The sequence below is a fragment of the Corallococcus terminator genome, from assembly GCF_003611635.1.
GTDB classification, from domain to species: domain Bacteria; phylum Myxococcota; class Myxococcia; order Myxococcales; family Myxococcaceae; genus Corallococcus; species Corallococcus terminator.
Genome location: NZ_RAVZ01000505.1, coordinates 1 through 4,735, shown reverse-complemented (window position 1 = coordinate 4,735; position 4,735 = coordinate 1). Strand labels below are relative to the sequence as shown.

The 4,735-nt window shown below is 71.8% G+C and carries 3 protein-coding genes; 2 read left to right on the top strand and 1 reads right to left on the bottom strand.

The window, feature by feature from the left end; all coding sequences use genetic code 11:
* On the bottom strand, nucleotides 1-1,133 hold a 1,133-nt coding region (locus D7V88_RS39025), incomplete at its 3' end, for a serine/threonine-protein kinase (protein ID WP_147449066.1).
* Nucleotides 1,134-1,394: 261 nt separating this feature from the next.
* On the opposite strand from D7V88_RS39025, the gene D7V88_RS39020 reads away from it, so the two are divergent.
* Together D7V88_RS39020 and D7V88_RS39015 are read left to right on the top strand one after the other, a co-directional pair.
* The gene (locus tag D7V88_RS39020; RefSeq protein ID WP_167509917.1) at nucleotides 1,395-3,659 is read left to right on the top strand and encodes a serine histidine kinase EspA; all 2,265 of its coding nucleotides are present in this window, start codon (nucleotides 1,395-1,397) and stop codon (nucleotides 3,657-3,659) included.
* A partial coding sequence (locus tag D7V88_RS39015; protein ID WP_120545603.1) for an OPT/YSL family transporter occupies nucleotides 3,656-4,735 on the top strand: 1,080 nt, incomplete at its 3' end. The genes D7V88_RS39020 and D7V88_RS39015, both read left to right, overlap by 4 nt.

Sequence of the window (4,735 nt, the reverse complement as noted above, 5' to 3'; positions counted from 1 at the left end):
GGGGTGAGGGGCCGCACGCCCAACAGCGTGGTGCCGGTCTGCAGGGCCAGCAGGAAGCCCCGGGCGCGCAGGCCCTGCTCCAGCGTGTCCAGCACGACGGCGAGCGCGGCGTAGAGCGTGTCGTCGTCCTGGTCGGTGGCGGGCAGCACCACCTCCGCGTGCACGGCGAACACGGGGCGGGTCTGCCCCTCCACCTGTCCGGGCTCCTCGGCGGCTTCGCGCAGCGCGGTGAGGAAGGCATTCACGCTGGGGTAGCGGCGGGTGGCGTCCTTGTCCAGGCAGCGCAGCACCACCGCGTCCATGCCGGGGGACACCGGCGCGCGCACGCTGGGGCGCGGCGGCGGGGCCTCCAGGTGCATCCGCTCCAATTCCAGTCGGTCGTCGGACTGGAACGGGTAGCGGCCGGTGAGCAGTTGGTGCAGCAGCACGCCCAGCGCGTACACGTCCGTGGGCGGACCGATGCGGCCGCCCCGGAACTGTTCGGGCGCCATCGCGTGCGCGGTGCCCAGGCGCTGGCCGGCGGTGGTGAGGCCCTCCTGGCCGGGCTCCTGCTGGATGAGCTTCGCGATGCCGAAGTCGAGCAGCTTCAGCCGGGGCTTCTCCCCCTCCTCCACGACGAGGATGTTGCTGGACTTCAGGTCGCGGTGGACGACGCCGGAGCGGTGCGCCGCCTCCAGCGCGCCGCAGATGGGCTCCAGGTACGCCAGCGCGCGTGACGCGGAGAGCCGGCCGCGCTCCTGCACCACCTGACTCAGCGTGCGCCCCGACAGGAGCTCCATCACGTAGTAGGGGCTGCCGTCCGGCATCAGGCCGAAGTCGTAGACGTCCACGATGTTGGGGTGGTGGATTTGATTCACCACGCGGGCTTCGCGCACGAAGCGCTGGAGCATCTCCCCCTGGTCCGCCAGGTGCGCGTGCAGCACCTTCACCGCGGCGAGCCGGCCGAGGATGCGGTGCTCCGCCTCGTAGACGCTGCCGTGGCCTCCGGCGGCGATCATCGACTTGAGCACGTACTCGCCCGCCAGCGTGCCCGGTCCCCGTTCGGATCGGGCGGGTGCGTCATGCCCCTTGTCCGTGGCGCTCGCCGCCGCGCGCGCCTGGATGCGGAAGGTGCTGTCGGAGTCCGCCGCCATGAATGCCCCGCACCCTATCATTCGCGGGGTGGGTCGCGTGCGCCCGGCGCCGGCTGCCTCCCTGCCTGCCCTTTTGCCCGTTCACCAGGAGTCAGGCTTCCTGCCCCGGAGGTGGAAGGGACGTTCATTGGAAGCCGTTGGGGTATGGTTGCGAACCGGGCCAAGGCTTGTGGCCATCACGGAGCGCGGCGTCATGCACGACAGGCGGCGAGGAGAGTGCCGGCCCGAGCGCAGGGGAACGCAAGGGGGCTGGCACACATGATGACGTTGTTGGACGAGCTCACGACCTGCGCGGGCCAATCGGTGACGGCTCCGTCCTCGACCGGGGCGTGCCTCATCCTGATCAGCACCACGACGCCGGCCGCCATCGGCAAGGCGTATCGGTTGGAGCCGGGCGAGCACGTCATCGGACGGGGTTCGGAGGCGGAGGTCCGCATCGATGACCACGGGGTGTCGCGCAAGCACGCGCGCATCCTGCGCTCCGCCGACGGCACCTGCCGCGTCACCGACCTGGAGTCCACCAACGGCACGTTCCTCAACGGCCTGCCGGTGTCCACGGCGGAGCTGCAGGAGGGCGACCGGCTCCAGGTGGGCACCGTCACGGTGTTCCGCTTCTCCCGGCGCGAGGTGCTGGAGCAGCGCGAGGAGCAGCTCCGGCAGGCGCTCTCCGCCGCGCGCGTGGGCATCTGGGACTGGAGCGCGAAGAGCGGTCAGGTGACGTGGAGCGAGCACGTGGACCGGCTGCTGGGCCTGGCGGTGGGCAAGCTGTCCGGCCGCGCCATGGACCTGGAAGAGATTGTCCACCCGGCGGACCTGCCCCGGCTGCGCGCGGGCCTGGCGACGGCGCTCCAGCAGAAGTCGCAGGTGGACGTGGAGTACCGCATTGAACCGTCTGGCAGCGGCTACCGCTGGATTTCGTGCAAGGGCGACGTGCTGCTCGACGCGGCGGGGCAGCCCGCGCGGGTGACGGGCACGGTGATGGACATCACCGCGCGCAAGCAGGCGGAGCAGGAGCTGCACCGGCAGGCGCTCATCTTCGAGAGCATCTCCGACGGCGTCGTCATCACGGACCTGGCGGGCGGGGTCATCGACTGGAACACCAGCGCGGAGCGGATGTTTGGCAGGAGCCGCAAGCAGGCCATGGGTCAGACGCTCTTCAGCGTGCTGCACCCGGGCGAGCAGGACCGGCTGACGGGCGCCATCCTCACCGCGCTGGAGGTGCACGGGCGCTGGTCCGGGGAGCTGGAGTTCCGGCGCGACGACGGCATGACGTGCGTCTGCGAGTCGGTGGTGGTGCCGCTGCGCGACGCCGAAGGGCGCATCATCGCGAACATCATGGTCCACCGGGACATGAGCGAGCGCCGGCAGCTCCAGGCGCGGCTGGTGGTGGCGGACCGGCTGGCCAGCGTGGGCACGCTGGGCGCGGGCGTGGCGCACGAAATCAACAACCCGCTCGCGTACATGCTGGTGAACCTGCACCTCATCCGCGAGGGGCTGGACAAGATGGAGGCGGAGGGCGCGCCGTCGGAGCCGGTGGCGGCCATCCAGCAGTTGGTGCGCGAGACGACGGAAGGCGCGGAGCGCATCGCCACCATCGTGCGGGACCTGAAGGTGTTCGCGCGCGGCGAGCAGGAGTCGCGGCCGATGCCGGTGGACGTGCGCCGCTCCGTGGAGCTGGCGTGCAAGATGGCGGACAACGTCATCCGTCACCGCGCGCGGCTCATTACGGAATTTGAACCGGTGCCGGCGGTGGAGGCGAGCGAGGCGCGGCTGTGTCAGGTGTTCCTGAACCTGCTGCTCAATGCGGCGCAGGCGATTCCAGAGGACCCGTCCTCCGTCACCGAGCATGAGATTCGCGCCATCATCCGCCAGGGCGAGCCCGGCAAGGTGGTGGTGGAGGTGCGCGACACCGGCGTGGGCATGACGCCCGAGGTGTTGGGGCGCATCTTCGACCCGTTCTTCACCACGAAGGCGGTGGGCGTGGGCACGGGGCTGGGGCTGTCCATCTGCCACGGCATCATCGAATCCATGGGCGGCTCCATCCAGGCGGAGAGCGTGCCGGGGCAGGGCAGCACCTTCCGCGTGGTGTTGCGCTCGGCGCAGCACGAGCCGGACCTCTACCCCCGGCTGTCGGCGACGGCGCAGTCCGGTGCCCGGGCGCGCATCCTGGTGGTGGATGACGAGCCCAACGTGACGGTGGCGCTGCAGCGCTCGCTGGCGACGGAGCACGAGGTGGCCACGGCGAACAGCGCGCAGGCGGCGCTGCGGCTGGTGAACGAGGGAGGCCGCTTCGACCTCATCCTCTGTGACGTGATGATGCCGGGGATGACGGGCATGGACCTGTACTTCGAACTGGGCCGCTCCGCGCCGGAGCAGGCCGGGCGCATGGTGTTCATGACGGGCGGGGCCTTCACGCCGCGCACGGTGTCCTTCCTGCGCGACGTGCCGAACCTCAAGCTGAGCAAGCCGCTGGACCTGACGCAGTTGCGGGAGCTGGTGGGACGCTCGGCGGAGGCCGGGCGATGAGTCCTCCCTCCGGTCACCCCGCGTCCCCTCCCGAGGCCGCGGTGGGGCCGGGGGCGCCGTTGCCTCCCGTCCAGGACCTGGGCTCCGCGGCGCTCCCTGCGTCCGAGGGCCGGGAGTGGACGGTGCGCGCGCTGGGGATGGGGCTGCTCATCGGCGCGCTCCTGGCTGTCACCAACCTCTACATGGGGATGAAGACGGGCTGGTGGGACAGCGGCTCCATCACCGCGACGGTGTTGGGGTTCAGCGGGCTTGCAGCCTATGGGCGCAGGCGGGGCGTGCCGTACACGCCGCTGGAGAACAACCTCACGCAGACGGCCGCGTCGGCGGTGGGCGCGATGCCCGCGGCGGCGGGCCTCCTGGGCGCGCTGCCGGCGCTGGCGCTGCTGGGCGTGACGGTGCCGGGCTGGGGCATCGCGGCCTGGGGCGTGGTGCTGGGCACGGTGGGCGTGCTGGTGGCGGGCCTGCTGCGCCGACGCCTGCTGGTGCAGGAGGCCCTGCCGTTCCCCACGGGCATCGCCACCGCGGAGCTCATCTCCACGCTGCACTCGGCCACGCCGACGGAGGCCCCGGGCACGTCGGTGGGGCGCGGCCGGACGCTGGTGGGCGCGGGCGTCGTGGCCATGGTGGTGACGTGGATGCGGGACTCACGCGGGTTGCTGCCGGGGATGGTGGGCCTGCCGGGCCGCGTGGGTGGTGCTTCCCTGGAGTCGCTGAACTGGGGCATGGGCGTGAGTCCCATGCTGCTGGCGGTGGGGATGATGACGGGGCTGCAGCTCGCGCTGAGCATGCTGCTGGGCGCGGTCGTGGCGTGGGGCGTGCTGGCTCCGCTCCTCTTGAGTGCGGGCGTCGTCGTGGGCGCGGAGTATGGGCCGCTGTCCGCGTGGCTGACGTGGCCCGGGGTGGGGTTGATGGTGGGCGCGGCGGTGGTGTCGCTGGGCGCGCAGGCGCGCGACTTCCTGAGCGCGGCGAAGGACCTGCGTTCGGTGGGCGCGAACCGCAGTGGCCTTCCCCGGTGGACGCTGGGCGTGGCGGCGGTGGCGTGCGTGCTGGCGGTGGTGCTGGGCGGGGTGTTGTTC